Source organism: Arenibacter flavimaris (assembly GCF_030291335.1).
In the GTDB taxonomy this organism is placed as follows: Bacteria; Bacteroidota; Bacteroidia; order Flavobacteriales; family Flavobacteriaceae; genus Arenibacter.
In genome coordinates this window covers 14104-39204 of sequence record NZ_JASWIM010000040.1, presented here as the reverse complement: position 1 = coordinate 39204, position 25101 = coordinate 14104, and the positions used below count along the sequence as shown (strand labels likewise).

At 39.8% G+C, this 25101-nt stretch carries 19 protein-coding genes; 12 read left to right on the top strand and 7 right to left on the bottom strand.

The genetic code is table 11. From position 1 onward, the window contains the following. Window positions 1-424: 424 nt before the first annotated feature. Together QSE00_RS21805 and QSE00_RS21800 are read right to left on the bottom strand one after the other, a co-directional pair. Complete coding sequence (locus tag QSE00_RS21805) at window positions 425-1147, bottom strand: ribonuclease activity regulator RraA (protein WP_286107506.1); 723 nt, start codon at window positions 1145-1147, stop codon at window positions 425-427. A gap of 25 nt (window positions 1148-1172) precedes the next feature. Continuing rightward, entirely contained in the window at window positions 1173-2138 is a 966-nt protein-coding gene (locus QSE00_RS21800) for a sugar phosphate isomerase/epimerase family protein (protein WP_286107505.1), read from the bottom strand. 135 nt (window positions 2139-2273) lie between these two features. On the opposite strand from QSE00_RS21800, the gene QSE00_RS21795 reads away from it, so the two are divergent. The 12 genes from QSE00_RS21795 (at window position 2274) to QSE00_RS21735 (ending at window position 19913) form a co-directional block, all read left to right on the top strand. Further along, on the top strand, window positions 2274-4583 hold the full coding sequence (locus QSE00_RS21795) for a chondroitinase-B domain-containing protein (protein WP_286107504.1): 2310 nt from the start codon (window positions 2274-2276) through the stop codon (window positions 4581-4583). A 317-nt stretch (window positions 4584-4900) separates the two neighbouring features. After that, window positions 4901-6955 (top strand): polysaccharide lyase family 7 protein, encoded by a 2055-nt coding sequence (locus QSE00_RS25270; RefSeq protein WP_353477490.1) that lies wholly within the window; start codon window positions 4901-4903, stop codon window positions 6953-6955. 71 nt (window positions 6956-7026) lie between these two features. Beyond that, window positions 7027-7401 (top strand): cupin domain-containing protein, encoded by a 375-nt coding sequence (locus QSE00_RS21780; RefSeq protein ID WP_110355713.1) that lies wholly within the window; start codon window positions 7027-7029, stop codon window positions 7399-7401. 51 nt (window positions 7402-7452) lie between these two features. After that, window positions 7453-8205, top strand: coding sequence for an SDR family NAD(P)-dependent oxidoreductase (locus tag QSE00_RS21775; protein ID WP_110355712.1), 753 nt, complete (start codon window positions 7453-7455; stop codon window positions 8203-8205). A 464-nt stretch (window positions 8206-8669) separates the two neighbouring features. Further along, the gene (locus QSE00_RS21770; RefSeq protein ID WP_286107503.1) at window positions 8670-11852 is read left to right on the top strand and encodes a SusC/RagA family TonB-linked outer membrane protein; all 3183 of its coding nucleotides are present in this window, start codon (window positions 8670-8672) and stop codon (window positions 11850-11852) included. 10 nt (window positions 11853-11862) lie between these two features. Beyond that, a complete protein-coding gene (locus QSE00_RS21765; RefSeq protein ID WP_220020880.1) occupies window positions 11863-13197 on the top strand; it encodes a RagB/SusD family nutrient uptake outer membrane protein in 1335 nt (444 codons plus the stop codon). 207 nt (window positions 13198-13404) lie between these two features. Continuing rightward, window positions 13405-14112: a FadR/GntR family transcriptional regulator gene (locus tag QSE00_RS21760; protein WP_286107502.1), complete on the top strand. Its 708-nt coding sequence runs from the start codon at window positions 13405-13407 to the stop codon at window positions 14110-14112. Window positions 14113-14344: 232 nt separating this feature from the next. Continuing rightward, complete coding sequence (locus QSE00_RS21755) at window positions 14345-15628, top strand: MFS transporter (protein ID WP_286107501.1); 1284 nt, start codon at window positions 14345-14347, stop codon at window positions 15626-15628. A gap of 29 nt (window positions 15629-15657) precedes the next feature. Beyond that, complete coding sequence (locus tag QSE00_RS21750) at window positions 15658-16422, top strand: SDR family NAD(P)-dependent oxidoreductase (protein ID WP_110355708.1); 765 nt, start codon at window positions 15658-15660, stop codon at window positions 16420-16422. 311 nt (window positions 16423-16733) lie between these two features. Beyond that, window positions 16734-17957: a 6-phosphofructokinase gene (locus QSE00_RS21745; protein ID WP_286107500.1), complete on the top strand. Its 1224-nt coding sequence runs from the start codon at window positions 16734-16736 to the stop codon at window positions 17955-17957. Between the two features lie 6 nt (window positions 17958-17963). After that, the gene (locus QSE00_RS21740) at window positions 17964-18632 is read left to right on the top strand and encodes a bifunctional 4-hydroxy-2-oxoglutarate aldolase/2-dehydro-3-deoxy-phosphogluconate aldolase (RefSeq protein WP_110355706.1); all 669 of its coding nucleotides are present in this window, start codon (window positions 17964-17966) and stop codon (window positions 18630-18632) included. Between the two features lie 3 nt (window positions 18633-18635). Next, entirely contained in the window at window positions 18636-19913 is a 1278-nt protein-coding gene (locus QSE00_RS21735; RefSeq protein ID WP_286107499.1) for an Nramp family divalent metal transporter, read from the top strand. A 12-nt stretch (window positions 19914-19925) separates the two neighbouring features. On the opposite strand, the gene QSE00_RS21730 is transcribed toward QSE00_RS21735, so the two are convergent. From QSE00_RS21730 to QSE00_RS21710, 5 genes are all read right to left on the bottom strand, one after another. Further along, window positions 19926-20642 (bottom strand): sugar isomerase domain-containing protein, encoded by a 717-nt coding sequence (locus QSE00_RS21730; protein ID WP_110355837.1) that lies wholly within the window; start codon window positions 20640-20642, stop codon window positions 19926-19928. A 405-nt stretch (window positions 20643-21047) separates the two neighbouring features. Next, complete coding sequence (locus QSE00_RS21725) at window positions 21048-21239, bottom strand: cold-shock protein (protein ID WP_031442744.1); 192 nt, start codon at window positions 21237-21239, stop codon at window positions 21048-21050. Window positions 21240-21364: 125 nt separating this feature from the next. Next, window positions 21365-22495: an OmpA family protein gene (locus QSE00_RS21720; protein WP_286107498.1), complete on the bottom strand. Its 1131-nt coding sequence runs from the start codon at window positions 22493-22495 to the stop codon at window positions 21365-21367. A 106-nt stretch (window positions 22496-22601) separates the two neighbouring features. Then, window positions 22602-23027 carry a hypothetical protein gene (locus tag QSE00_RS21715; protein WP_286107497.1) on the bottom strand — a complete coding sequence of 142 codons (426 nt, stop codon included), beginning with the start codon at window positions 23025-23027 and terminating at the stop codon, window positions 22602-22604. Between the two features lie 305 nt (window positions 23028-23332). Continuing rightward, the gene (locus tag QSE00_RS21710; RefSeq protein WP_286107496.1) at window positions 23333-25084 is read right to left on the bottom strand and encodes a TonB-dependent receptor domain-containing protein; all 1752 of its coding nucleotides are present in this window, start codon (window positions 25082-25084) and stop codon (window positions 23333-23335) included. Window positions 25085-25101 lie beyond the last annotated feature (17 nt).

Below are 25101 nucleotides of genomic sequence, written 5' to 3'. Positions count from 1 at the left end.
GTTTGGACTGGATTAAGGTTGCAATGAATTAAATGTTGGTTTGTAAAAATCGCTTCCCCACACCTTATCACTTAAATCGGAAAAATGCTACGGACCATAGACAGCTAACATCTAGCTACGGTATGAACTTCCTAATTTATAAAATAAAGGCGTTATTAAAAAAGAAAAAACCATTCAATTGTTCCACCACCTAAAAGGAAATCCCCTAAGTGGCATTATTACACATAAAAATTGATTTTATGGGATGGATAAATATTAAATACCCTAACATAGACTTCCGGAAATACCAAGAATCATACATCACAACCTACTAGTGGATAAGGCTGTTTTGTTCCAGGACAAATTATCCCACAATGGCAACCTGTCAAAAATTTTTAAGATGGAAAAAAAGGGGAAGGGAACAGGTAATATATACATTATAGGTTTACAGACCTTGTTTATCAACTTTCCATTTCCCGTATTCTTCGGCAATATTATTATCCACCAAAGGGTATAGTCCTACAATTGATCGTCCATTTTGTACATTTTCCATCACGAATTCCTCGAATAAGGTCATCTGTAAACACTCGTTGGCAACCTCATCGGCAATGCCGGCAGGGACCACCATGACCCCATCATCGTCCCCCACTAAAATATCTCCAGGAAAGACAGCCACACCGCCACATCCAATGGGTTCGTTAATGGCGATGGCCTGATGCAGGGTAAGATTGGTGGGGGCCGATGGTCTATGGTGATATGAGGGAATATGCAACTCGGCAATTTCAGCCGAATCCCGGAAACCGCCATCCGTTACAATTCCCGAGACCCCTCTTACCATCAATCGGGTAACCAATATGGAACCCGCGGAAGCGGCGCGGGCATCCTGTCTACTATCAATGACCAAAATAGCGCCTATAGGGCACTCTTCCACCGCTACCCGCTGTAGATGTTTAGGGTCCTTGAACACTTCAATAGTATTTAAATCCTCACGTGCCGGTATATAACGCAGGGTATAGGCCTCCCCTACCATAGTAGGCTTGCCCAATTTTAAAGGTTTAATGTCTTGAATAAATTGATTTTTCAATCCTTTTTTAAAAAGACAGGTGGCAATGGTGGCGGTACTGACTTTTCTTAATTTCTCTTTTGTAGAATTTGTTGTGTGGTCCATTTTGTTATTCTTTGGTTCTCCCTAATTATTCGGCTCTTTGCCAAGCTTCCTGAAGGAAGGTCAAATCCTTTTTCATTTGTGCAAAGACTTCTTTTTTGTCAATGCTAATTTTGGCAGCTCCGTGTTCAGCGCCACCCAAGCCATACTCCAAGTGCAGGGATACAGGCACGTTTATGTTATACTTTTTAAGCAATGAAAAGTAGCGGTCAAAATCTACCATCCCCTCCCCCAACGGAGTATTGATGGGCTTCCACTGTCCATTCACTGTGCCCCATTTAAAATCTTTAATGACTATAGTCTTAATAAAAGGTCCAATAAGTCGCAATCCAAGTTCCCAACAGCTACCCCCTTCCACAACGGCGTGTCTTATATCATATTGGCAACCAATATTTTCGTTTTTGGTGGCCTGAAGAATTGGCATTAAATCCCATATGGGCGCCCCTACATGATTGCCTGCATGATTTTGATAACAACCAATAAGAACCAGCTGTTTATTCAATACTTCCAAATTTTTCAACTGTTGGCCATAGATTGCCTGACTTTCTGGTATCCCCCTATTCTCAGGATAACTTAGCCAAGCAGTACGATAATGGGAAAAACCACTTTTGCTGGCCGTTTCCAATACGGATTTGTGTTCCTTGTTTTGAACATCAATAACGTTGGTGGTCATCAGTCTAGGGTTTAGACCATACTTTTTCATGGCCTCGACCGCATTAGGTAAATCTTCGGATACGCGATCTGGCAATACGTGCCCCTCTGGCCTTACCGTCAAATCCAATCCGTTAAAGCCCATTTCCGCCGCAGCCTCGGACATATCCTTATAGTTAAGGAACTGAAGGTGTTTGGAAAACAAATGTACCTCCAGATTCCCGCCCCATTTGGAAATAGGGTTAACCATGTATTCATCAAATCCCATCAATGGGATGGCGGCACCAGCCATTGCGGCAAGTTTAATAAAATCCCTTCTTTCGTAAATTGTCCTTTTCTTCATTTTACAGGTTGCTTTATAGATTATTACCCAGTTTTTATGTTAAAAATTTGTCAGTCCAACAAATATACGTATTTTTGGTTAACCAGATTGGTTAACCAATTAATAATTATTAGTGTTTCCTTAGAATTTCTAGTTATGACAAGAATAGTAACGATACTGTGCTTTTTATTTTTTATAGGTGCGTGTGGGGATAAGACCAATCCGCATACTAAAATTGTAAGTACACCAGAAGAATTGGCAGTAGCCATAAAAAATGTAAAGGCCGGTGATAACATTGTGCTGGCCAATGGTGTATGGAGAGATGTACAGATTAAATTTATGGGTGAAGGCACGGAAGATAAGCCCATTACAATTAAAGCTGAAACACCTGGTAAAGTTTTTATTGAAGGGGTATCCGATTTAAAATTTGGTGGAGAGTATCTAGTGGTCGAGGGTCTGCACTTTAGGAATGGTTTTTCACCCAGTGAAGCTGTATTGGAATTTCGAGTGGACGAACTAACAATTGGAAACTACTGCACCATTACCAATTGTGTTATTGAGGATTTTAATAAAATGCAGCGTGACGACACGGATCTGTGGGTTCAATTCTGGGGAAGGCACAATACCTTGAGCAACAACTACATTGCTGGAAAAACAAATCGCGGGCCAACTATTAGGGTGGACGTGGAAGGCAATGAGAGCATAAACAATTACCACAAAATCATTAACAACCACTTTGGACCAAGACCTCCCAAAGGGGGTGCTAGTGGGGAGACCATTCAAATTGGCAATAGCTACTCCTCTATGTCCCCAAGTTATACAAGAGTTGCCAATAATTTATTTGAAGAGTGCAACGGTGAAGTCGAAATTATTTCCAGCAAAACCAACTTCAATGAATTCAGAAATAACGTCTTCTACAAAAGCGAGGGGTCTTTGGTAACAAGACACGGGAATTATTGCATCATTGAGGGCAATTACTTTATAGGCGATGGTAAAAACGAGAATATAGGAGGTATCAGAATAATCAATACCGGCCATTGGGTAACCAACAATTACTTCTACAATATAAAAGGGAAGAATTTTAGAAGTGCCTTGGCCGTGATGAACGGAATTCCAAAATCGCCCTTAAACAGATACAATCAGGTTACTGATGTAGTGGTTGCTTACAATAATTATGTAAATTGTGATTCCCCCTGGCAATTCGGAGTTGGTCAAAATTTAAGTCAGGAAGATGTTTTACCTCCTTCGGAAATTCGTTCGGCAAGACCCATTAGGACCATAATTGCCAACAACGTAATTTATAATGAAATAGGTGATGCTTCACCGATTGTTGAACACGATAAGGCCGATGGTGTTAGCTTTAAAAGCAATGCCATCCATAATCAAGGTGTGGAATTTAAAGCTTATGACGGGTTGGAGGCCGTTAATTTTGATATTAAAAAAATTGGGGAAAATATTTTTATCCCTTCTACCAAGATAACTATTGAACCTTATCAAGGCTTCGAATTTGAAAATATATCCACGGATTTGGTCGGAAATACAAGAGCTGACAACAATTCCATTGGGGCATTCACCTATACGGATTTTAAAGACCCGAATATATTGGATAGGTCCAAATATGGTCCAAGCTGGTATACTGCCGAAGCAGAAGCAAGAGAACCGAAAACCATAATGGTAGGCACTGCTGAAAGTCTTCAATCCAAAATCAATGAAGCGGATAATGGGGATATCCTTTCGCTGGAAGCAGGAACTCATGAAATACCGCAATCCCTGATAATCAGTAAAAAGCTGACCATTCAATCTTTGTATACATCAAAAGTGGTGCTCAACTATTTGGGAGAAGATAAATCACCCCTATTCCAACTTCGACCTAAGGGATTTTTAAACCTTAAAGACATAACCATAAAAGGAAACAATTCCCAGTATGCATTCGCCAGTTTAAAAGAAAATATGTTTACACATTTTGGGTTAACTGTGTCCGATTGCGATATCAGTGATTTTAATTATGTATTAAAAGTCTATAAAGAGTCCTTTGCAGAGCACATAAGTTTTAAAAATACTTCCATATCCAATTGCGAAAACGGCTTGGAATTATCCGAAGAAACCAACGATAAAGGAGATTATAACGCTGAATATCTAACCGTAAACAATTGCAGGTTCCAGCATATTAAAGGAAATGTGATAGACTACTATCGCGGGGGTTATGACGAATCTACCATTGGAGGCAATCTGTTGGTTACCAATAGTACCTTCACCAATTGCGGAGCCCAGGAGAAAAATGGCATTCTGCTTAACACCCATGGCATTGTAAATGTGGATATTTCCAAAAACACCTTTAGCAATAACCCGGTTAAACTAGTAGCCTTGCTTTGGGGAGCCAAAAATAATTCGCATTCGGACAATAAATTCCACAATTCCGGAGAAATCAGGGTTGAGGAGAATTTGCAAATGAAATTGATGTATTAAACCAATCGCCCAACGTAAATAAAACATTTGCCGAATTATTGGTTTCACCTACATTTATTAGTAATAGCAAATTTAATAAGCCTATTTATTGTTAAATATTTGGTGGTTCGACAAATTTACGTATTTTTGGTAAACCAATCTGGTAAACCAATTTTTTTGTTAATTCACTTTCGCCCTGTTTTTGAGTAGCTTCCGTTGTCATGGAAGTACAGATAAAACCATCTGGCAAAAGATTCTGTTTAGATTGTTCAAGAAATAATCCGTGCCGTTAAAAATAGACTTTATTCGGTTTTTATAGTAACCATAACCCATACAATATGAGCTTTAAAGTATTCAATTCGGTTTCTGTACCCTACTTATTCATGATGAGTACCATCTTGCTATTTATTAGCTGTAAAGAAAACAAAAAGCAAAAATTTACGGACAAAACTGAAAAAGTAGCGATTGGTCCAAGTGCAAACGACATCATTCCCTTCTTTCAACATTGGAATTTGATCCTAGGTGACGGTTCCAATGTGGGTCAGGCCATTGACTATGAAAACAAAAATTTCTTTTATACCGAGAGTGATGACCATGGCGATTGGGTGGTATTCAAAACTCCAAATGCAGGAAATACCCATGGTACTTCGAATAATACCAGAACCGAATTGGCCCAATTAAAGAAATGGTCACCACTGACCGAGGCCACATTGAAAGCCACCCTAAAGGTAATGAACGTGTCCACTACGGGCGATGCCCGCGTTGCTTCAACCTATTCAGTAGTGGTTGGTCAGATTCACAGTGCAGATGGGCACGAAAACGAGCCACTTAAAATCTTTTATAAAAAATTTCCTGGCCACGAAAAGGGCTCTGTCTTTTGGCATTACGAAATCAATACCGCTGGTGATGATAATTCAAAAAGGTGGGATTATTCCCATCCTATATGGGGATATGACTTTTCTGTTGTTGGAACAGATGAAAACACCTATCCACCAGAACCAGTAGATGGAATTGCCTTAGGCGAGGAGTTCGGTTATGAAGTGGTTATAAAGGAGGGTATGATGCATCTAACATTTACTAGTGACGGCCATGAAACCAAAACATTCACCAAAAATCTTATTTCCTCTGAATATACAAATCCTTCAGACATGCCAGAACAAACCAAGAAATTATTTGTACCCATAGGTCAGGATGGTCTCGAGCGTAAGGAAGGGTATACCGGTGAGGGCCTCTTTTTTAAATTGGGTACGTACAACCAAACGAACGGAAAAGACCCTAAGGTTAATAAAGTCTGGTGCTCTGGTGCCGAAACCCATGGTGGAGATTTACAAAAACAATATGCAGATGGCAATTACGCCGAGGTATGGTTTAAATCTGCAGATATCACAATCAGCGATGATGCCATTTCCAATGCTGGTTATTTTGAAGCGAATGACGGCCTAAATACGAAAACGGTTTATCCAAATGAGGTGATTCCTTTTATGGATAAATTTAGAATATTGTTGGGCAACGGTACGGAGGTGGAAGATATTACGGAGTTTGAACATAAGGATTTCTTCTACACCGTGATTGACGGTACAAGACGTTGGGTAGTCTACAAAACCCCAAATTCCGGTGTTACTTCAAAAAACTCCAGTAATACCAGAACCGAGCTACACGAAAAAAGGGAATGGCTGCCTGAAGAAGGTGGTAAACTAACAGGTACCTGCAAGGTAATGCAGGTCTCCATTTCCGGCGATGCCAGAGTTGCCGCCTCTTATTCAACTGTTGTAGGACAAATTCACAGTGGTGAAGGACACGAAAATGAACCCCTAAAAATATTTTACAAAAAATTTCCCGGTCACACTAAAGGTTCCGTCTTTTGGAATTATGAAATAAATCCAGCAGGTGATGACAATTCTGGTAGGTGGGAATTTTCCAATGCGGTTTGGGGGCACGATATGTCCGTGCTTGGAAAAGGTAAAAACGACTATCCCGCAGAGCCCAGGAATGGAATTGAATTGGGAGAAGAATTCAGTTATGAAGTAAATGTCTACAAGGGAATCATGTATCTAACCTTCAAAAGCAAAGATCACGAAACCAAAACTTTTACCAAAAATTTAATATCATCTGAATATGTGAAAAAATCGGATTTTCCTGAACAGATGAAGTATTTATTTGTCCCTATTGGGCAAGATGGAACTGAACGTCCCACTGCCTATAGTGGAGAGTTGAATTATTTTAAACAAGGTGCGTACAACCAGACCAATGGGAAAAGTCCGGCAAGCAACATGGTTTGGTTTGCAGGTGCGGAAACCTATGGAGGGGATATCGCCCAACAATATGAAAATGGTTGCTATACGGAAGTATGGTTTAGGGAAGCAACAGTTGGTCCGGGTACACCTCCAAAGTAGATCTTATTGATTCATATAAAGCAGTTGATCGCTATTAAAAAAGAGTAAAGACATATTAAAATCATAAAAAAATGAAACGATTTAGTGAAAAGTACATCATCTCAAAAGAAATGAAATGGGAAGAACTTGGAGGAGGAGTGTCAAGAAAGTTTTTAGGTTACGATAACCAAATTATGATGGTAAAAGTGAAATTTGAGAAAGGCGCATTAGGTGCCCCGCATCAGCATTTTAACACACAAGCTACCTATTGTGTTGCAGGTAAATTTGAATTCGAAATTGATGGTGAAAAGAAAATTGTGGAAGCCGGAGATGGAGTTTATATTGAACCTAATCTACTGCATAGTGCAGTTTGTTTGGAAGAAGGGATACTAATTGACACATTTAGTCCTGTAAGAGAAGATTTCTTAAGTGGTGGGGAGGTATCTTATTTTGGAGATAAACAGTAATTATAAATATAACGCCCTTTTTGGGAAGACTTTATGTCATAAACAACACATATGGATTTAAAAGGAAAAATAGCCATTGTTACAGGTGGAACCAGGGATATTGGAAAGGCCATTTCCCTTAAATTGGCCAAGGAAGGTGCCAAGGTGGTAGTAAATTACTATAGCAATGAGGCCAATGCCACAGAAACCCTAAACGCAATTAAATCGGCCGGAGGGGATGCCATAATAGTCAAGGCCGATGTGACCAAAAAATCAGAAGTAGACAGACTCGTGCTGGAAGCGACAAGTACTTATGGTGATACAATAGACGTACTGGTAAACAATGCCGGCGGCCTGGTTGCCCGAAAAACAATAGCAGAGATGGACGAAGCTTTTTTTGACAAGGTTATTAAGTTAAATCTTAATTCTACCTTCTTGGTAACACAAGCAGTGTTGCCCCATATGAAATCTGGGGCCTCCATCGTAAATATAGCCTCCCAGGCCGGTAGGGATGGCGGAGGCGGAGGATCCATAGCCTATGCAACCTCCAAAGGGGCCATCATGACCTTTACAAGGGGACTGGCCAAAGAGGTAGGCCCGAAAAACATTCGGGTAAATGCTCTTTGTCCCGGTATGATCGCCACCACCTTTCATGATACCTTCACTACCGATGACGTAAGGGAGAAAGTAGCAGGAATGACCCCACTTCGAAGGGAAGGATCGGCAGAGGAAATTGCCAATACCGTGGCTTGCCTTGCATCTTCAGAAACTTCCTTTATTACAGGGGCCAACATCGATATTAACGGTGGACTCGCCTTTTCTTAAAAGAGACCAATTACGAAATTGCCAATTTTTACAACCTACAATTAGCAGATATAAAATTTTAACACTCAAAAATTGTAATTAAATTTTTAATTAACAATTAAATAACATATATTTGGTAAACCAATTTGGTTTACCAGTTTGGTTTACCAAAAAACCAATAACGATAGGAACCATGTTTATAGAAAAACACTTAAAAAACAGATTAAAGGATTAGACAAAAAAAAGGACGGGCGCACACCCATCCTTTTGTAAAAAGATTACTTCGTTCTGAAGGGAAGTAATACCCAAACATGCAAATATTACTATAAGCATATCTACTGCAAAACTAAACAATTTCATTGAATATTAGTGCAGTAATGTGTTTAAGTAAGTTGAAGGACTTAATGTGAAAAAATCACATAATTAGGAACCAATGGACAATGAGCCATTTTTAATCACTTGTTACTAACTTAATTAAATCACTAATGAAATTCAAAACTAATTTAATTCTAACAGTAGTATTGTTATTCAATATTGCACTGTTCGCCCAAGATGGTCGTACGCTGTCCGGAACGGTAACGGATGCTGCCATGGTCCCAGTGCCCGGAGTGAACGTAATTATTGCCAATACTACCACTGGAACGGCAACCGACTTTGATGGAAATTATCAAATTATGATAAAAAATGGGGACGTATTACAATTTTCATCTTTGGGATATGTTACCCAATCCATAACTATTACAAATCAAGAACAATTAAATATCACCCTGCAAGAAGACGCAAGTCAACTTGATGAGGTAGTGGTAGTTGGATATGGTACCATTAAAAAATCGCACCTAACCGGAGCGGTGGCAAAAGTAGGTGGAGATGAAGTTGCTGCTGTTCAAGTTGCCCGTGTGGATGATGCTTTGGCAGGTAAGTTATCTGGAGTGAGGATTCAAAATCAAAGTGGAGAACCTGGTGCGGATCCAAAAATCCAAATAAGGGCGGCCTCTTCTGTTTCCGGTGATTCGGGACCACTAATTGTTGTGGATGGTTATCCAATTTCAGGCAATTTGGCCACCGTTAACCCCAACGATATAGAAAGTCTAGAGGTATTAAAAGATGCAGCTTCTGCCGCTATTTATGGTTCTTTAGGTGCCAACGGTGTTATTCTGGTAACTACCAAAAAAGGAAAATCGGGCAAAGTTAATTTTAGTTATAATTCCTATGCAAGTACCTCAAGCAAGTATGTGAAGGACATCGAAATGCTTAAGACAGCAGGAGAATGGGCCAAAGAGTTACAGACCAGTGCTTATGATCTTTCCGAAACCGACCCAGGGTTATTGGCTTACAGACTGGATGCATACGCCAATGCGCCCGATGTGGTAAGTATAGAAGACTGGCTTTTCAAAAATGGTAGTACAACCAATCATGATTTCAGTGTGAGCGGCGGGTCCGAAAACCTAAAGGCCTTTGCTTCACTTGGTTACTTAAAAACCGATGGTATCGTAAAAGGGCAAGGCTATGAAAGGTATAACGGACGTATGAACCTAGATGCCAACTTGGGTTCCAAGTTAAAGGCCGGGTTGAGCATGAATGGTTATTATGGAAAACAAGATATTGTTCCTTGGGAAATGAGGGATCTTTTAAGATCATATAGCATTAGTCCTATATACCATACGCAAGCCTCAATTGATTTCGTTCAGCAATTGGATCGTAATAGACAGGCCTTATTCGATTCTGGATTTACTGGAAATAACATAGGTAGATCGTTTGACCAGGATTATAGAGGTATCGGTCTGGACCCTACAAGTATCTATGACCTGCAACCCGGTGATGTAGTCCACGATTGGCAATACGGCCGAAATCAAAACGGTATTGGAGGAACAGGAGATGCAGGTGTTGCCGCTAAGTTTGACAATTCCAGAAGATGGAAAAAGACCTATTTTGGAAACGTAAGTTCTTATTTGCAATATGAAATTATAAATGGGCTGAATATAAAAACAGTTTTTGGAGCAGATCTGGAAGACACACAGACCTACGAATACCATGGAATATTATCGGATGGTCAACAACGTTCCAATCAAACAGAGTTGGACATATCCAATATTAAAAAATCCACCGTATTAAGTACGACTACCCTGAGTTATGCAAAAGTACTTGCAGAGAAGCACGACATCTCTGCCGTTGCTGGAATGGAGTTTGTAAATACCTATTACAAGGGAATTGTAAACAATGGAACAAATGTACCATTTGGCCTGCCTTTAAATTATGATTTTTTCGACCCTGCAGATGTTATAACCAATGAGATTGATGAAACCCAATCAAGAAATGGATTTTTTGGAAGAATAGCCTATGCATTTGATGATCGTTATCTACTCTCGGCATCCATTAGGAGGGACGGTGATTCACGATTTGGAGCCAATGAAAAATACGCAGTTTTCCCAGCACTATCCTTAGGCTGGAATATTCACAATGAATCTTTCTTCGGAGATCGTGATACGTTTAGCCTATTTAAACTGAGGTTTAGTACTGGTTCTTTGGGAACAGCTTCATTCTTGGGTTCATATAATTCATTAAGCATTTTGGGTACCTCACCCACCGCTTATGGCACAGGTTTTCTAATTCCTGAGGATATCGCAAACCCGGATTTAACGTGGCAAACCAATAAAGAGACCAACTATGGTCTTGATACAGGGTTTATAAATAACCGTATCAGATTGAGTGTAGACTATTATACCTCTGATGTAAAAGATATGTTGATCAATCAAAGTGTTTCAGAAGTTCTTGGAACTCCTGCCATAAAACTTAATCGTGGTGATGTAACCAGTTCCGGTTTGGAAATTGAACTTAATACAAAAATAGTTTCCAATGAAAACTTCTCTTGGAATATCAATGCCAATGTATCAACTGCCAAATCGGAAATTACCAGTCTAGGGGAACTGACCGAACTGCCCAGGCAAATTTACGGTGGTCCAAGTGGTAGAGGTCCAGAGTTTAGAAACTATGTAGGAGGTGAAATTGGTGAAATGTGGGGGTATGAAGTAACTGGTGAGGTTGAAACGATACATATGTCAGATCCCTCCAGAGGCGTTGGATACGGAAGCGGGGAATGGTATGTTGTAGACCAAAACGGTGATGGTGAAATTACCTATGAGGAAGATTATGTAAAGTTGGGATCCGCAACACCTGATTTTTATTGGGGACTTTCAAGTTCAATGAACATCAGGAATTTTGATTTCTCCTTCCAATTCCAAGGGTCACAGGGAGCAGAACTTTACAATATCGATCCAATTTACTGGAAATCACAATTTGGCGGGAGATTAAAATCCAGTTTTGATGCCAATGATGACGGTATTGCCGATGCCAGTGGCAAGTTTTATCAGGAGACCAGGAATGCACATGGTTCAGGGATCCAAGATGCCTCGTTTGTAGCCTTGAGAAACCTTACTTTAGGATATACCCTTAATTCGGATTTAACAGATAAAATAGGCTTAAGTTCTATGAGAATTTACCTGGCAGCTACCAATTTGTTGTATATAATGGCAGATAATTATACCTCGTTCAACCCTGAAGGTGTAGAGATTGAAAATTCCGGTTATGCGGGTCCAACCACCTACGGATACCAGGAAGGTGCAAGCCCTATAGTAAGAAGTTTTACCTTGGGTATAAATGTAAATTTTTAATTAAGAAATCATGAAAAAAATGAAAACTATATATCTAGCAATAGTGTCCGTGTTGTTGATAACAGCCTGTGACAACGATTTGGACCAAACGCCGCCCTTATTACTTGAATCCAGTGCTTTGGAGGAATTTGGACCCGTTTTAAATGCAGCGTATTACTATCAATCCGGTGGTTCAACACCACTAGGGGTGATGGGCGACTTCAGGGCCGACAATATGTTGATGCTGGAAAGCCCGTATACGGCATTTGACACCTACAATGCAGATTTGGGTGGTTTGGATTTGGTAGAGCAATTCTTTAGACCTTTCTATAGCAATTTATACAAGGCGATCTTAAGTACCAACAATGTCATTGATAATTCAACTGATGCCACTGAGATAGCCGAGGCAAAATTTCTTAGGGCCTTGTCCTACTTCAAATTGGTAATGGTTTTTGGTGATGTCACCGTCAATTTATCCCCTGCCCCCAGTCCATCCGATTTGTCCATTTTAACAAGGCAACCAGCTGCAGATGTGTACAATAATGTAATCATTCCCGACTTTCAAGACGCTATAGCTGGATTGGATAACTCTGGATTGACCAGTGGGCGCGCATCCAAAATAGCAGCTCAGGCTTTTCTCGGAAAAGTATACCTATATAGAGGTAATTTTACCGAAGCTGCAACAACGCTTGGAGCTGTTGTTAATAGTGCAGCGGCTGCAGGGATTACTTTGGAAAGCAACTTTGCCAACGTGGTAGTGGATGGTAATTCAGAAATCATTTTTGCTACCCCATTATCAACCTCGGTTCCAAACGCATACGGATCTGCCACCACCTTTGTAGGATGGTTTAGCGGGGCCGATACAAAATCGCTCACGCCCTTGGATCCTCGCTTAATTGACGCCTTTGACGCCAGTAGTGCCGCCGGTGGAGGTACGGATTTAAGAAAGGCGCTTACCATTGACACGGAAAATATGAATGGTAGTAATAAATATACCGGGGCCCTGGATCAAGACTATATAGACCTTAGATTGTCCGATGTAATTCTAATGTACGCTGAGGCACTGAACGAAAATAACGTTGCTGCAACAACTGTACTTCCATTATTGGATCCAATACGCACGAGGGCAGGTTTAAATAGTTTAACCGGAACCGTAAGCTCGCAAGCCGACGTTAGACAGGCAATAGCAGACGAAAGAAGAGTGGAGTTGGCCCTTGAAGGACATAGATGGTTCGATTTGGTGAGAACGGGTACCGTAAATATAGAAATGGGAGAAACGATCAGCAGTGACTATAATGTGTTTCCTATACCAAACTCGGAAATTCTTGCAAGCGATGGGGTTATAACACAAAATGAAGGTTACTAAAAATAAGTAGGATAATAAAAACAAGTATTACGGTTGGTTTTTTAATTGGAATTTACCGGCTTAAGGTCTGGCCGGTAAATTTCTTAAAACTGAAATAAATAAACCCATATTTTGGAATCGTAATTTTTAAAATTTCTTTCGGCTGTTGTTTTTGTGTAATTTTAATCAACCAATTTGGTTAACCAATTTAGAACTTATAAAATAGAAATGAAAATAGACATTCTCCCTAAAAACGAAAACGACGTAATACAGAAAGATATTATATCCAAAATCCGGGATTTTATTAATTATAAAAACTTGGAACCAGGAGACAAGTTGCCCTCGGAAAGAAAGCTTTCTGAAAAATTTGAAGTGAGCAGAAGCAATGTAAGGGAGGCTATACAGACCTTGGAATTTTACGGACTGCTAATATCAAAGCCACAGAGCGGTACGTTTATTGCCGATATTGGCCCCGTGGCAATGAATGGTATGATCACCGATATTTTGAGACTGGAAAAAGCAGATTTCAAATCTTTGGTGGAAACAAGGATATTATTGGAGTTAAAGACAGTTAAGCTGGCCTCATTGAGGAGGACCGATGAAGATTTAAAACAAATTGAAGAGGCTTTGGACGCCTACTCTGCCAAGGTGGAAAATGGGGAAAATGCCGTACAGGAAGATCTGTTGTTCCACTTGGCAATTGCCAAGGCATGTGGCAACAGTACCATCAACACATTTATGTTGACCATAACTCCGGAAATCATTACCAATTTCACCAAATATCATGTATGTGATAAGAATATTGCATTTATCGGTATACAAGAACATAGGGATATATATGAGGCCATAAAGAAGCAGGACCCCCAATTGGCCAAGGAAAAAATGAAAGTACATTTTAAAATGCTCTATCAATATTGTTATAATATTAAAGACTAATTTAAACTTGAGAAGTGGTAAAATCGCACACTTTTATCACTTTTTATAAAATAATCTGAAGGGAACCAATACTTAGAACAATACCCTAAAAGAAGGCGTTATATAAAATTCCAATTAAATACGCCCAAAATTTTCGGCTTTAATTCAAGTATTAAAAAGCACGGATATATCGTCCGCTTACCTTCTATGGCCTATAAATAAGATAGCAACAATAATAACAAAGCAAAATACTATGAAAATTAAAGGATTACGTTGGTTCATTATCGGTCTTATCTTTTTAGCAACTGTTATTAATTATATAGACAGAAGTGCTTTGTCCATTATGTGGGGCAATGAAAATGTTGAAGGTTCCATATCCCACTCCTTGGGCCTGACCAAAGATCACTATAGCTACATCCTCAACATTTTTATGGTAGCTTATGCCTTGGGGCAATTATTTTCGGGCAAACTGTTCGATAAGGTAGGTACCAGAATTGGATATGTAATCAGCATAGGTATTTGGAGTCTATCCACCTTATTGCACTCCACGGTGAGAGGGTTTTTATCATTGGCCTTTTTCAGAACTACTTTAGGATTGTCAGAAGCAGGAAACTGGCCTGGTGCCGTAAAAAGTAATGCAGAATGGTTTCCCATAAAAGAACGTGCCATTGCCCAAGGGTTGTTCAATGCCGGTGCCTCCATTGGATCGGTTATAGCCCCACCCCTAATAGCCCTCCTATTTGTGGCCTATGGTTGGGAAGTTACCTTTATAATAGTGGGGGCCATTGGGCTTTTATGGATTATTCCTTGGCTTATAATTAATAAGGCAGGACCTAAAAAACATCCTTGGATAACAGAGGAAGAACAAAAATATATTTCCGAAGGACAAAGTTTGGCCGATCAAAATGCTACTGAGGATCAAAAAGGATTAAGTCTTAAAGAGATACTTTCCTATAAAGAATCCTGGGCCATCGTTGCAAGTAGATTTTTCCTAGAACCTATCTGGTGGCTATTCGTAGGCTGGATGCCCATATATCTATTTGACGTGTATGGCTTTAATGTAAAAGAGGTTGGAATGTTCGCTTGGGTTCCTTATGTAGGTGCGGCCATAGGGAGTATTGCAGGCGGCTACGTTTCTGGAGTTATAATTTCCAGAACAAATTCAATTGATAAAGGTAGGAAAACTACCATTTTCATAGGCGGGGTCATTATGGCCCTAGGCCTTATTGCAACCATTTTATTTGCGGATACGCCTGAAAAATTTGTTTCGATCGTATTTATTGTCTTGTTCGGATTTCAATTTGCCATTGGAAATATCCAAACCCTGCCCAGCGACTTTTTTAGCGGTAAATCTGTAGGGTCATTGGCCGGTTTAGGTGGTATGGTAGGCGTGTTTTCTGTTATTGTCATGAACTTTTTGGTGCCAGTTATCGCGAAAGTTTCATATACCCCCATTTTTGTGGCCATAGCAATTTTTGTACCTCTCGGAGTAGGATCTATCTATTATTTCGCAAATAATATAAAGTCAGTAGAATAAATTAAAATTAATAATATAAAAATTGGAATATGAGTAATTCAAAGGGAAAAGTAGCAGTAATAACCGGAGCCACAGGGGGCATTGGTTTCGAAGTAGCAAAAAGATTGGGCAAGGACGGATACACAGTAGTATTGAACGGTATAGATGATGAAGGAGGGGCCAAAAGAATTAAAGAGCTTACGGCAGAAGGTATCACTGCCGAGTATTACGGATTTGATGTTACAAAGGAAGACGAAGTAACAGCCAACATTAATAAAATTGGTAAGAAATACGGTAAAATTGATGTCCTAGTGAACAATGCAGGTGGACTCGGAGGTAGGTCCAGGTTTGAAGAAATGACAACGGATTTTTACAGATTTGTAATGGCCTTGAACTTGGATTCTGTATTCTTTGCTTCAAGAGCTGCCATACCTTATCTAAAAAAAGGAGATCTACCTACCATCATTAATTATACATCCATTGCGGGTTGGAATGCCGGTGGACCCGGAGCAGGGATTTATGGAACATCCAAAGCAGGTGTTCATGCCATTACCAGGGCGTTGGCCAAAGACCTTGCCGAATATGGAATTAGAGTAAATGCGGTATCACCAGGAACCATTGATACTCCTTTCCATACCGAAATTAAATCTACCAAGCCCGAAGTTTTTGCTTCTTGGAAAAACAATATTTTATTGGGAAGATTAGGACAACCTGAAGAGGTAGCATCCGTAATTTCATTTTTAGCTGGTAAAGATGCCGCTTTCATTACAGCCGAAACCATCCAAATTGGTGGAGGACAGGGCTTAGGTATTTAATGGAACGGCAACAAGGCTTATCGTCTATAAATACCATGATAACTATTCATAGATTATGAGTTGAAATTAAAGCAACTGACGGAACACTTTCAAAAAGTTAAGAAGGCACTACGGCAGTTGTGGTTTTAAGGTTGTACCAGGCTTTCAGCGGGACTTCTTTCTTTACTGGAATCCAATTGAAGACATTAAAGTTTGCGGGCACTTGGCCAACACTTAATCATTATACACATTAAAAAGGGTAGTCTCAATTTTGAAAAATTATGGGGTCAAAATGTCCCTGTAATTGTAGTGCTGTTCTAAAAAAGATCGAAATGTCCAAAAAAAAATCCATATTAATCATATGCGGAGGAGGTCCTGCGCCCGGTATCAATGCTGTTATCGGCACAGTGGCCAAAATCTTTTTAAAAGACGGATATAGGGTAATTGGACTACATGAAGGTTTTAAAGGAATCTTTTCAGAGCATCCCAAAATTAAAGAATTCGATTTCCCCCATGCAGATCGAATCTTTAGCCGAGGTGGATCCACTTTGATCATGAGTAGGTTCAAACCTGGCAATGAAAAATTGAACACTACCCTTTTTTCCAAAAACAATGTAAAATTATTGGTGAGTATAGGTGGTGACGACACTGCCTCAACTGCCAATAGAATTACGGGCTATTTAAAGAAAGAAAACATTCCAATATCGAACATTCATGTTCCCAAGACCATTGACAATGACCTTCCTTTACCGGATAGGAATCCCACTTTTGGTTTTCATTCAGCAAAGGACGAGGGAGTACGAATTGGCACAACTACTTATGAAGACGCACGTACCAGTGAAAACTGGTTTGTAATGTCCACCATGGGAAGGTCTGCAGGGCATTTGGCCCTAGGCATCGCGGCAAGCTGCCATTTTCCAATGATGGTTATTCCTGAAATGTTCAACAAGACCAGCATTACCTTCGATAAGGTAGTCCGACTGATTATCTCCTCGATGGTCAAAAGAAAAATTGAAAATATAAATTATGGTGTAGCCCTCATTAGCGAAGGTGTTTTCCATATAATGCCAGAATCTGAAATCAAGCATTGTGGTATAAATTTCACCTACGATGACCACGGTCATCCTGAATTGGGCAATGTTAGTAAGTCCCATATTTTTAATATGCTGGTGCAACGACAATTGAAAGAACTGGATATACACATTAAAAGTAGACCCGTTGAGCTGGGCTACGAGCTCAGGTGTTGTCGACCCATTGGATTTGACCTAACCCTATGCACCCTGTTGGGTTTGGGAGTCAAAAAATTATACGATGAAGGCCTAAGTGGATGTATTGTTACCGCCAATTCGAGGGGAGAGGTATCACCTCTTTTTTTGACGGACCTACAGGACAAAGATGGAAAAATAGCTCCGCGATTGGTTGATATCGATTCCGAATTTATCCGACTTTGTTTTCAAAATCTACACTATTTGGAAGAAAAGGATTATGAACGGGCAAGTCCTTATTTGGACAATCCATCGGACTATGATTTCAACAAAATATTAAACAAAGGGTAACAAAGAATGGCACAATATTCAAGAATAGAAGTAGCAACAGCAATGAAGGAAACCGGAATGGTCCCCTTATTCTACAATCCAGATATAGCACTTGGCAAAAAAGTGTTGCAAGCTTGCTACGACGGGGGCGCTAAATTAATGGAATTTACCGCTAGGGGCGACTTCGCTTTCGAAGTATTTTCGGCACTTAACAAATTTGCCATCACAGAACTTCCAGGAATGATGATGGGAGTTGGTTCCATAACCGATGCTGCAGCGGCATCACTATATATGAAAATGGGAGCTAACTTTATTGTAACCCCGTCCCTAAGGGAAGATATTGCGATTGCCTGTAATAGAAGAAAGGTCCTTTGGTCCCCTGGATGTGGTTCCCTTACCGAAATTAACAAGGCCGAGGAATTGGGTTGCGAAATCGTAAAATTGTTTCCCGGCGCTACCTATGGCCCCTCTTTTGTAAAGGCTATAAAAGGACCACAACCTTGGACAAGTATCATGCCCACAGGAGGAGTTACTACGGATGCTTCCAATTTAAAAGCGTGGTTCGATGCTGGTGTAACCTGTGTAGGGCTGGGCTCCCAACTTATCAGTAAGGAAATATTAGACAACAAAGATTTTATAGGATTGGAATATACCGTTCGAGAAACTTTGGTGTCCATTAGAAAACTAAGAAAATAAAATATGGAAATCCGGACCACTAAAAAATCAATTCTAAAAAAGATTTTGGCTCTGGTATTGGCCTTTGGCCCAGGCATATTTGCCATTGGGTACACTATTGGCACAGGAAGTGTAACCTCCATGATCGTTGCAGGAAGTACCTACGGTATGCAATTGTTATGGGTTTTAATGCTGAGTTGCATTTTCTCTGGAATCTTAATGTTCTCCTATGGTAATTACGCCCTGGTTACGGGAGAAACAGCCTTATTTGCTTTTAAAAAGCATCTAAGATGGGGGAAGTTTATTGCCCTAATGATAATTATTGGTATTTCATTTGGACAATGGAATTCCCTTATGGGCATACTAGGGATTTCAGCCAACATTATATTTGAGATATTCCTTATCTATTTTCCCAATTTGGAGGGCTATCAATATGAGTCTGTTCTATTAATTGCCATTGTGGTCATTATAATCATGTATGGATTCCTTCTAGTAGGAAAGTATGCCTTCTTTGAAAAAATATTGGTCATTTTCGTCACCATTATGGGACTATCCTTTTTTATCTCACTTTTTATGGTCTACCCCTTGCCTATAGAGGTCGCTAAAGGGTTAATACCGTCCATACCAAAGGTGGAAGGGGGTAAAATGATGGTGGCCGCCTTTGTAGGTACCACCATGGCCGCCGCTACTTTCCTATCGCGACCTTTATTCGTAAAGGGCAAAGGCTGGAATATCAATCATCTAAAGCAGCAAAAAAAAGATTCCATAATAGCCGCCTGTCTGGTCTTTGTAATTAGTGCATCGGTAATGGCCGTAGCTAGTGGAGCTTTGTTTCACCAAGGCCAGCCGGTGACCAAAGTTTTGGATATGGTGAACACCTTGGAACCGGTGGCCGGAAAATTCGCCTTGACCCTTTTCTTCTTTGGAACTTTAAGTGCAGGGTTATCTTCTATATTCCCCTGTTTATTGATAGCTCCCATTCTTTTGGCCGATTATCAATCCGGGGAATTGGATACCACTTCCAAACAATTTAAGATAATTACGGCCATTGCATGTCTGTTTGCACTTATTGTGCCCATTTTTGGTGCCAACCCTATAGAAATGCAGATTTTATCCCAAGTATTTAACGTATTTGTCCTGCCCTTGGTAATACTTGGAATTATTTTACTGATCAATAATAAAAAGCTGATGGGGCAACACAAAGCAAGTAAATTCCTAAATATAGGATTATATGCCGCCTTAATTTTTTCAATTATCATTTCTTACAATGGAATCGTAGCTCTTTTGGACTTCTTTAGATAACCCAAATGGGTACTAAAGATGTTTTGCCCGGGATTCATATTTTTGATAAAGTGCTTCGTTGTCCGCCTCATCTATGTTCTGACTTTGAAATACAGCGACATCCACTCCCCTGTCCAAATTAATCTTTATGGCTTCGGTTGAAATTATGTTTACAATGATCATCCCAAGTACGGATGAAGCCGGACCGATCAGTAGATCTTTAATGGAAATAACCCCGTCCCCTGACGGAACACAATTATCAATAACCAAATCTGCAATCTGATACAGTTTCTTTCCACTTTCATGCCTAGAAGCATACTTTCCTGATTGTTCCAAAGAAGTGATCGCTATAGTCCTTAAACCTTCCTTCTTGGCCTTCATGGCCATTTCCAATGGCAATGCATTTCTACCGGAGTTCGATACAACGATCAATACATCTCCTTTGTTAAATTGATATTTGTTCCAAAGAATTTCGGCAAGACCACCTATTTGCTCCATTGCGGCCGATCTCCTTGCCCCACTGGACATAAGTACCATGTCATCCATAATGGCATTTACATTGGCCAGATTGGACGCTCTACCGAACATTTCCATGCCTATCATTTGGGAATGACCTGTACCAATAGTGTGAATTATTCCATCGTTCTTAATAACCTCCGCTACCATTTTTGAGGCAGTGATCAATTGATCCTGCTGGTCTATGGCCATTTTGTCTATCAGCAATTTTATTTTATCCAAATATTCAAACATAGGAACTATAGAATTTAAGTTAAGGATGGAAACCAATGGCATTAATATTAGGTTGGCCTTTTCCTTTACCCCTAATACCAATTAATGTTTCTTAAACCAAGATAGAGAATAAAAACTTGGCCCAGCTATGGTCCAAAAATAATACTTCACCTATCACATGGGGAAACGTTAATTTACAACTTCACTTCATAATAATTGGTATTAAAACCTTAACCGAATACTTGCTTCCTATAAGGAATCCAACCAACGATCTGGATATTAGAACAAAAGACCCTGCCTTTTGGCGGGGTTCGTTCGACTATCGTATTCCAATGCGCCCGCGGCTTTTGAAATACGGGTCTCACGAACAAAAAAAAGCCTATCAAATGATAGGCCTTAGGTCTTAGGAAATTAAAAAAGTATATATTAAATAACTTTAACGTTTACTGCGTTTAATCCTTTTTTTCCTTCTTTTAGTTCAAACTCAACTTCATCGCCTTCGCGAATTTCGTCTATTAAACCAGAGATGTGTACAAAATGTTCTTTGTTAGAACCTTCTTCTGTGATGAACCCAAATCCTTTGGCATCGTTGAAAAATTTTACTGTTCCTCTACTCATTACTAAAATTTAAATTAATTACTTATTGTGAATCAAATATAGTTCCAAAAGTTTGAACCACAATCATTTATAGCCAACAATTTTACCAACCACTGTAAAAAAAAATCGCTTGCCCCTTTAAAAGCTTACTTTTCAGGGGTTTTTGAAATTATAAACTCCACCCTTCTATTACGTGCCCTGCCCTCTTCATCCCCATTATTCCCTAACGGTTGCGCTGCTCCAAAACCGTTGTAGGTAATTCTTTGAACGGCCAAACCCAATTGGATCAATCTATTTGCTACCGCCATTGCACGTTTAACAGAAAGAGTGTTATTGTAGGAAGTGGTACCCAAATTGTCTGTATATCCATTTATTACAATGTTCAAAGTACTATCGGATTGCAAATAATGGTAAACGCGTTTTATTTCCTGCTCACCCTTTTCCCCTAGTTGAAACTCATCGAAATTAAAACGTACATTCTCAAATACATGTACCTCGTCCAGGGCATAGGACGGCATTCCTTCCCCAACATATACCATATCCAAGAAATAATAGGCCCCATTTACATTTTTTTTCTTTGCCAATCGCTGTCGCCTTGTAGAGGCATTGTTCTTAAAATTACCGATAATTATAAACTGTTCACCACCATTGGCAAGGAAGGTAGCGGATATCTTGGTCCACTTGGCATCATCAGAAATAAATTGGTTGCCCAAAATTTCGACCAGGGTAAATTCATTACCTTCAATTTTGGAAAGCTGCCATTTACTAAGTCCCTTTTTAATTGTAAGCTCAATTGGCCTTGCGGATAATAACACATCGAAATCACGAACAACATAATCCGAATTTTCGGCCAAGCTTACATAAAAGTACAAGGTATAGGTAACCCCCTTCTTCAGGGGCTCCTTTAACCCACCCTGGATATATTCCCTATAATCTTCAGGGGCATACATATAGAATCCTGAATAGCCCTCCCCAAATTTTGCCATTTGCTCTCCCATAAAATTCTTGGGTATGCCCATGCCAAGGCTACAGGAGTTAAAATAATCCGTGGTTCCCAAAGTGGGTACGGACCAATATTTTAGATCTTCCCCAAAGTTCCCTAAATGATCCGGGCAATCCAAAAAAGATTCAAAACTGGGATTTTCCACAAGGTTTTGGGACATGGCCCCTCCAAGGCATAATACGGACAAAATCCACAACCAATTTCTACAACCTACAATGAAGTGCCCCATACCAACCAAATTGTATGCAAAACTTCCTACAAAAGGAATCCCCACTGTGCAAAAAGTTTAAGTACATTTTATCAAAAATAAAAAAACATCCCCACAAAAGGGGATGTTTGTAATAAATGACAAATATACAACTGACCTGTTTACTTGACCTTTAGGATTTATTTCTTTTACCTTTCAATGTGAATGAGCCTTCCATAGAATTGGCATTGCCCTTTATAACATCGTCCTCTACCTGCAAGGAAACTTGAACCTTACTACCCTCTATAAAAACCGCAAATTTTACTTTATTCCCATTCACTTTTACCTCGGAAGCCGTCAAGGTATTATAGTTAACTTTTACAACTACCTTATACCCCTCCTTGTCCTTGGTAATAACCATCACTCCGGCACTATATTCATAAGGAACATCAGCTACGGTATAATCCCATGTACCAATGGGGGACTTATACACTATTTCAAATTCTTCGTTACCATTACTGGTACAAAAGGTACTATTGCTTGGATTTACTGCCAAAAGGGACATGCTGCAGGAAACAAATAAAATACATGCGCAAAACAGTTTTACATTTTTTTTCATTCTTATAAAGTTTTATAATTAATATTTAACAAGACAACAAAAGAAAGTTATCGAACATCAAAAACTAGTCTTTTTTTCTATTCTGTGACTAAATGTACCGTAAGCGTTACGAACGGGACACCTTTATAAATTATAATTTACAAAATACAATGGGCAGGCACCACTACAAACAAAAATACCTTACTGCCTTTTTGCCTTCCAAATAGAAAGCCAAAGGCAGAAGGTACCTATTTGGCGACCATAAAATTCCACGGGGTTTTTGGAAGATTATGACCAACCTATTGTGCTAGATATTCATTTTTGCCCTAAAGATCAAATTTGTACGTGGCTCCGGCCAACACTTGGAATCCCTGTACCCGGTAATTGTTCCAGCGCATATAGTTCTGGTTCGCTATATTATTTGCCTTTGCAAAAACCGACAATTGCCCATTTATGCGATAGCCAATATGCGCATTGGCATCAAAATAGCTATCCAAGGTAACCGAAGTCATTGCAAAGTCTTCCGGCAAGGTTCCGGGAGAGGCAACGGTATAAAGATCGTCGCGTTCCCCTACATAAAAAAGATTGGCACCCATGAACCACTTCTCCCCTATCTGATAATCCATAAACATAGAGGCGGTTAAACCCGGTAGATTCCAGGCAGGGTTATCGGTTTCCGTATCATAATCATACACTTGGGCATTTACCCCTAGGCTAAAATTCCGGTTTACATCTACATTCAACTCCCCAAAAATGCCTAAGGTCTTTACGTCATCATAAAATACTTGGAAACTATTTCCATAATAATACCCCTTTTCATCTGTCCTAGAGGTATTTTCAGGATTTAACAAAAATAGAGGTTTTCTATTTTCCGCCATATAAGACCCTTTAAGATTATAACTTAGATTGGGTAACAGCTGCCCTTTTAAGCCTATGTAGGCATCATATTGTTGGTCCGTAGGCTGCATGTCCAAAGTGGGGGAAACATATGGATTCTCTTCTACAAATCCATAGAACGAGTTTTGTTTCAATTCTCCTTCCACCCCTCCATAAGCTATGGCTACCTCATCCAACAAACGATAGGAAGCCGTTATTGTGGGATAGATATAAAAATTGCCTTCACTGTTCTCCAAATCCATCCCATACACTAAATTAACGCCCAGGTTAAGCGAAAGATCGTCTCCCAAAATGTTAATATTGGGATTTAAACCAACTTGCAAGTGCGAATAATCTATTCCGGGAACATTGGAATCATTCCGCACTTGGCCATTTTTAAACTTACCCCCTACATAATCCACCTTGGCCTTCAGTGTCAATAACTCGTCCCCCAATGGAAATTCAAAGGCAGGCTTTAGTACGGCCCTATTTTCACCTGATTTCGTAGCATCCCAAAAACGTCTATACAATAAACTGGCACTCTTAAAAAAGGAATCTTCCAATTCCACAAAACCACCTGCAAATGCATTAAAATAGTTCTGCTTTTCCTCTATACCGTTCACTAGTTCCTCTGTATAATATCCATTGGGGATTCCGTACCAATTATATAGTTGATGTTGTGCCCCTATATTGGCGCCCCAACTTATATCCCTGTCCCTTTTAGTATAATTGGCGTCCAATTTGGTATTGTAGAATACGTTATCCAAAGCGGTCCCGTCTATTTCCCCCCTAGAGGAGTGGTGGTTTAGGCTTATATCCAATCTTTCATCCCTGTTGAGGGCGCTACTGGTATAAAAATCCGCAAGGGCGTTATTATAATTGCCCAAACCTATGGAGGCATAGGAATTATATATTTTTTCCGGAGGGAGCTTTTCAACCCCGGAAGCCTTGCCCTTGGAAGGAGTAAAGGTAGAGGCAACAGGTACGGAAAATATACTGTAGTTGATAGGTTTTTTTTGTAAAACAATGGAATCGTTCAAAGTAGGAACCGACTTCACCTTAAACGCGTCCGAAATGGTAGGGGAATATGCCTTTACCACGGTCACCGTTTCCGTACCTAAATCCTTTTTATCGTCCTGTGCCAAACCGATCTGTAGAAAACCTAGAATAGCAAATATGGATAATTTAATGTGCTTGTGCATATTGTGTTCTTTTTGCA

What these genes read in the sequence shown, in the direction of transcription:
- QSE00_RS21800 (WP_286107505.1), bottom strand. Translation starts at nt 2,138, where the DNA reads ATGAAGAAAAGGACAATTTACGAAAGAAGGGATTTTATTAAACTTGCC.
- QSE00_RS21725 (WP_031442744.1), bottom strand. Translation starts at nt 21,239, where the DNA reads ATGAGTAGAGGAACAGTAAAATTTTTCAACGATGCCAAAGGATTTGGG.
- QSE00_RS21710 (WP_286107496.1), bottom strand. Translation starts at nt 25,084, where the DNA reads ATGCACAAGCACATTAAATTATCCATATTTGCTATTCTAGGTTTTCTA.
- QSE00_RS21760 (WP_286107502.1), top strand. Translation starts at nt 13,405, where the DNA reads ATGAAAATAGACATTCTCCCTAAAAACGAAAACGACGTAATACAGAAA.
- QSE00_RS21795 (WP_286107504.1), top strand. Translation starts at nt 2,274, where the DNA reads ATGACAAGAATAGTAACGATACTGTGCTTTTTATTTTTTATAGGTGCG.
- QSE00_RS21805 (WP_286107506.1), bottom strand. Translation starts at nt 1,147, where the DNA reads ATGGACCACACAACAAATTCTACAAAAGAGAAATTAAGAAAAGTCAGT.
- QSE00_RS21745 (WP_286107500.1), top strand. Translation starts at nt 16,734, where the DNA reads ATGTCCAAAAAAAAATCCATATTAATCATATGCGGAGGAGGTCCTGCG.
- QSE00_RS25270 (WP_353477490.1), top strand. Translation starts at nt 4,901, where the DNA reads ATGAGCTTTAAAGTATTCAATTCGGTTTCTGTACCCTACTTATTCATG.
- QSE00_RS21775 (WP_110355712.1), top strand. Translation starts at nt 7,453, where the DNA reads ATGGATTTAAAAGGAAAAATAGCCATTGTTACAGGTGGAACCAGGGAT.
- QSE00_RS21735 (WP_286107499.1), top strand. Translation starts at nt 18,636, where the DNA reads ATGGAAATCCGGACCACTAAAAAATCAATTCTAAAAAAGATTTTGGCT.
- QSE00_RS21730 (WP_110355837.1), bottom strand. Translation starts at nt 20,642, where the DNA reads ATGTTTGAATATTTGGATAAAATAAAATTGCTGATAGACAAAATGGCC.
- QSE00_RS21750 (WP_110355708.1), top strand. Translation starts at nt 15,658, where the DNA reads ATGAGTAATTCAAAGGGAAAAGTAGCAGTAATAACCGGAGCCACAGGG.
- QSE00_RS21755 (WP_286107501.1), top strand. Translation starts at nt 14,345, where the DNA reads ATGAAAATTAAAGGATTACGTTGGTTCATTATCGGTCTTATCTTTTTA.
- QSE00_RS21780 (WP_110355713.1), top strand. Translation starts at nt 7,027, where the DNA reads ATGAAACGATTTAGTGAAAAGTACATCATCTCAAAAGAAATGAAATGG.
- QSE00_RS21770 (WP_286107503.1), top strand. Translation starts at nt 8,670, where the DNA reads ATGAAATTCAAAACTAATTTAATTCTAACAGTAGTATTGTTATTCAAT.
- QSE00_RS21765 (WP_220020880.1), top strand. Translation starts at nt 11,863, where the DNA reads ATGAAAAAAATGAAAACTATATATCTAGCAATAGTGTCCGTGTTGTTG.
- QSE00_RS21715 (WP_286107497.1), bottom strand. Translation starts at nt 23,027, where the DNA reads ATGAAAAAAAATGTAAAACTGTTTTGCGCATGTATTTTATTTGTTTCC.
- QSE00_RS21740 (WP_110355706.1), top strand. Translation starts at nt 17,964, where the DNA reads ATGGCACAATATTCAAGAATAGAAGTAGCAACAGCAATGAAGGAAACC.